At 68.7% G+C, this 4,134-nt stretch carries 1 protein-coding gene; it reads right to left on the bottom strand.

Translation table 11 applies throughout. The features are described from left to right. On the bottom strand, positions 1 to 4,093 hold a 4,093-nt coding region (locus tag J2Z30_RS49150), incomplete at its 3' end, for a lonely Cys domain-containing protein (protein WP_209469206.1). Positions 4,094 to 4,134: the final 41 nt, after the last annotated feature.

Here is a 4,134-nt window from a genome sequence, read left to right as displayed (position 1 = left end):
GGGCGTAGTGCGCCTCCGGGTCGTACGGGGCCGTGGGCACGGCCGACGGCACGGCCGACGGCACGGGCGTGGCACCGGCGGGAGGGGCCATCATGGCCGCTACGGGGCCATGAGGACTCATCCAGGCATGCACCGGCCAGCCGGCCGGTCCCACGGCGGTCACCTCAACGCCCTGCTCGACACCGGGCACCGACAAGGAAGCGGGATCCGCCAGCGGAATGTGGACCGCCTTGACACCGTCACCGTCGGTGGGCACCAGGTACATCCCGGAAGCGTCCGCCGTGAGCGTGTACCGAAGCGTCTCGTGTGCCTCCAGGACCGCCTCAGCGTTCAGGGCACGGCCGATCCACCCACTGTCCCCATACAACACCGCACCCGTGGACCCGTGCACGAAGTCATCACCGATCCGCCACCACCCCTCCGGATCGAGCTCCTCACCACCGGGAAGCGTGACCCAGCCCGCCTCGTTCACCTCATAGGACAACGGCCTGGAGGAGGACTCCAACACCCGCGTCCAACGGAACGACCCCGGATTCTTACCGGCATTCCTGGGCGCCTGCCCAACGGGAACCTCCCTGACGCCACCCGTCCTGGGCGCCTTGCCAACCGTGACCCGGGCGACATCACCCGTCCACGGCTCCGCAACCGTCACCCCACGCCCCAACGGCCAATGCTCCACCAGCGGATCCACCCCGGTATCCGACGACCCACCAGGCAGACCACCAGAGCGCCTCGACGGACCGGCCCCGTGCGAACTGTGGGAAGGCCGCGACGAAGCCGACGGCGCGACCGGCCCGGGGGCCGCGAACGGCTTCCGGACGTCGCCCGGGCGCACGACCCCGAGATCGGACACCGGACGCGGCCGTCCCGACCAGTCCGGCTCCAGGGCCACCGTGGTCTTCCCCGTCCGGTCGGTGTAGAGCGTCGGCTTGCCGTACGCGGACCACATCTGTCGGCCCGTCAGCAGAGCGCCCTGGCCCGGCAGGCTGGCAGCGACCGACTCGCCGGGACCAGGCCGGGCCCCCTCGACGAGGAGGATGACCGGAACGTACCACTGCTTCTCGCCCAGCGCCGGGTCGCGGTAGAACAACTCGCCCATCTCGTCGTTCGGCACCGGGCCACCGAATGAGACCGCGTCCTTCCCCTTCGCCCGGTACAGCCAGGGCACCGGCGCGTCCGGGTCATTCGGATTGTGCCAGGGCGCCGGTTGCGTGGAGTGGGCGACGAGGCTTCCGTCGGGCGCACGCCGCAGCAGGGTGACCTTGGTCGGGTCGAAGTCGATGGAACCCGTCGGGCTGCCGGTGTGGTCACGGCCGATCCACGAGCCGCTCTTGCCGGCCATGAGCGTGTTATTGGCGAATGCGCCGCGCAATTCCAGGTGGTACTCGGCCATTTCCCTCAGCGAGTGGGGGTCGCGACCTCGAGCCACCGCCTTTCTCATCAGCTGGGTCATATCCACACGCCGGGCCGGATCGGGGGTTTGCAGGTGAAGCATGCGGGCGGCGTGACTGTCCCACGCCTGCTCGCCGCCGAGCTTCAGCCGTCGCAGGAAATCCTGGGTCTTGGCCTCTGCCCACAGCATCCGCGACCGTTCCGCATCGCCCACCTGGCTCGGGTCCGACAGACCGAGGATATGCGCGGCAAAGGAATTGAAGTTGGGGAGCGCGAATATGTTCACGACGTGCTCGAGTACCGGCAGCCGGACAAACGTAGTGAGACCGAGCCCCCCTCGGCTCTTTCCCAGCCGCTTGTCCGCGTTCTTCAGCACGGCCGCGTAGAGATCCCGTCCCGTGAGCTTTGGAGAGCCGTCCGGCTGCTGCGTCTGCCACGCGGCCACCACCTGGTTGAGCAGTTCCATGGTGAACAGGGGGACACGGGCAAGCTTGAGATCGTTGCGCAGCATTTCGTGCAGAGCGACGACGCCCTGTCGCAGAGCCGGATACTCCTGCGACTGGTCGATCCGGGGACCGAACACCTTGCGCAGCATGCGGACCATACGCAGCGCCTCGACCTGGTACTGCTCCGGCACCGGGTCCGGCCCGTTATACAGCCCGGCATCCCGGACCCAAGCATCCAGCTTCTCCCCCTTCGGCTCCGGCATTTCCAGCACCGGGGGGTATATCCGGCCCCGGGAGTCAGTGTCCAGGACGATGAGCCCCGTCCTGATGTGCGGGGTCCAACGGCGCCGGACGGCGTACACCGGGCGGTCCTCTTCGGTGGCCATTTCCTGGGACTCGGAAACCACCGCCAATGGATCGGGTACGAAGGGGGGCGGGCCGAAAGGACCGGCGAAACCGATGCCCTCGGGCTCTGCGGTCCGGCACACGATCCTCGCGATGGGGTGTTCCTGCGGCAGCCGCTCCAGGCTCGGCCGACGTTTCAAGGCACCAGAAGTCCGCGACCCGCCGGTCTCCAGGGTCTCCCCATCCTCCAAAGCCCACGTGCTCTTGCCCGGATGGCCGTGCTTGGCTTCGAAATACGGAAGGAGACCCCCCACCCACGGCAATTTCACCGGTCGGCTCTCCGTACCGGTCGCCTGGTCCCAGTAGACGAAGTGCGTCGCCGTCGGAAGGTCCAGCAGCATACGGCTCCTCAACCACACGAAGCGAGGACTCTCGTTGAAGTGGATGGAAATGTGCCCGGTCGACTTGTGGTCCGGGCCGATGAAGGGGAAGGAGACCACGCGCTGCTCCCACTCCTCCTCCTGGCCGTCGTCGTGGGACGGCATGCCCGGATCAGTGAGCAGCCAGCCCCCTACGAATCCCTTCCCCTCGGTCATGTCGAGACCGATCACGTTCCGGGCGGGCCTGTCGGGCTCCGCCGGCAACAGAAGGCTGATCACCATGCCGCTTGAGGCCCACACCCGCCGGTTGAGCAGGTCGGCGCCGGCCCGCAGCTCCTTGAGCCTGAAGGCGGCCGCCAAGGGAACGCCCATCAGCACGGAAACGTCCCGCCCCAGACCCGTCAGCACCTCATCGAGGCCGAGCAGCTCGAACACGACCTCCTTCGGAGCCTCGCGCTTGAAACCCTTCCGGCCCCGTACCGTGATCGTCCACCCGTTCCCGTCGGACACCACCGCGTACGTCGGACCCCACGGGGACGGCTTCGGACCCCCCACAGGAGCGTGGGAGCCATCCGATTGCCTGTCGAAGTCGTAGACGCTCGCCAGGTCGAGGTCAGCGTTCAGGGGTTCGCCGGACCAGTTCAGGCCCTGCGCCCCATTCGCGGTAGTGAAGCGGAACGCACCGGCGAGCGCGCCGTTCAACTTCAGGTAGAAGGCAGAGAGCCGGGCCAGGTTGGAGGCGTTCTCCATCGCCGGGTCCGACGCCACCCGGATCAGATCACCGCGCTCGACCGAGGTCACGGGCGCGTCCGGAGCCAGCATCAGTACGTGCGACGCGAGCACATCCAGGTTCAGCGGCCCCCCGCGCAACTCGCGAACACCCCGCCGCAGCTCGTCCAGCCGCCTCAGCGCCTCCCGCACCTCCGGCCTCGGCTCGCCGTACAGCTCCCGCATGAGCGTGTCGTAGTGAGCCTCCCGACCATCCAGGGCGGTGAGCGCGGTCGCCGGAGCACCCTGCGGCCCCGACGCGCTGGGAGCGCCGTCGGCGAAGCGGGCCGGCAGGGTGCTCAGCCAGCCATGGACCGTCCGGTCACCGGGACCCCGAGCGGACACCCGGCGACCCTGATCCCCGTCGCCGGAGTGGCGCCGCTTGGTCCCACCCGGAGGGCCGGCGCTGTCGGGGCCGGTCTCCCGAAGCCGTACGTCCTCGACCTTCCGCCCCGACGCGGGCTCCATCAGCGAGGAAGCGGGATCCGCCAGCGGAATGTGGACCGCGTCGGCACCGTCGCCGTCGGTGGGCACCAGGTACATCCCGGAAGCGTCCGCCGTGAGCGTGTACCGAAGCTCCGCATACCGCTCCAGGACCGCCTCAGCGTTCAGGGCACGGCCGATCCACCCACTGTCCCCATACAGCACCACCCCCGTGGGCCCGTGCACGAAGTCATCACCGATCCGCCACCACCCCTCCGGACCGAGCTCCTCACCACCGGGAAGCGTGACCCAGCCCGCCTCGTTCACCTCATAGGACAACGGCCTGGAGGAGGACTCCAACACCCGCGTCCAACGGAACA

The sequence above is a fragment of the Streptomyces iranensis genome (assembly GCF_017874715.1).
GTDB lineage: Bacteria > Actinomycetota > Actinomycetes > Streptomycetales > Streptomycetaceae > Streptomyces > Streptomyces iranensis.
This window is presented reverse-complemented; position numbering and strand designations above follow the sequence as displayed.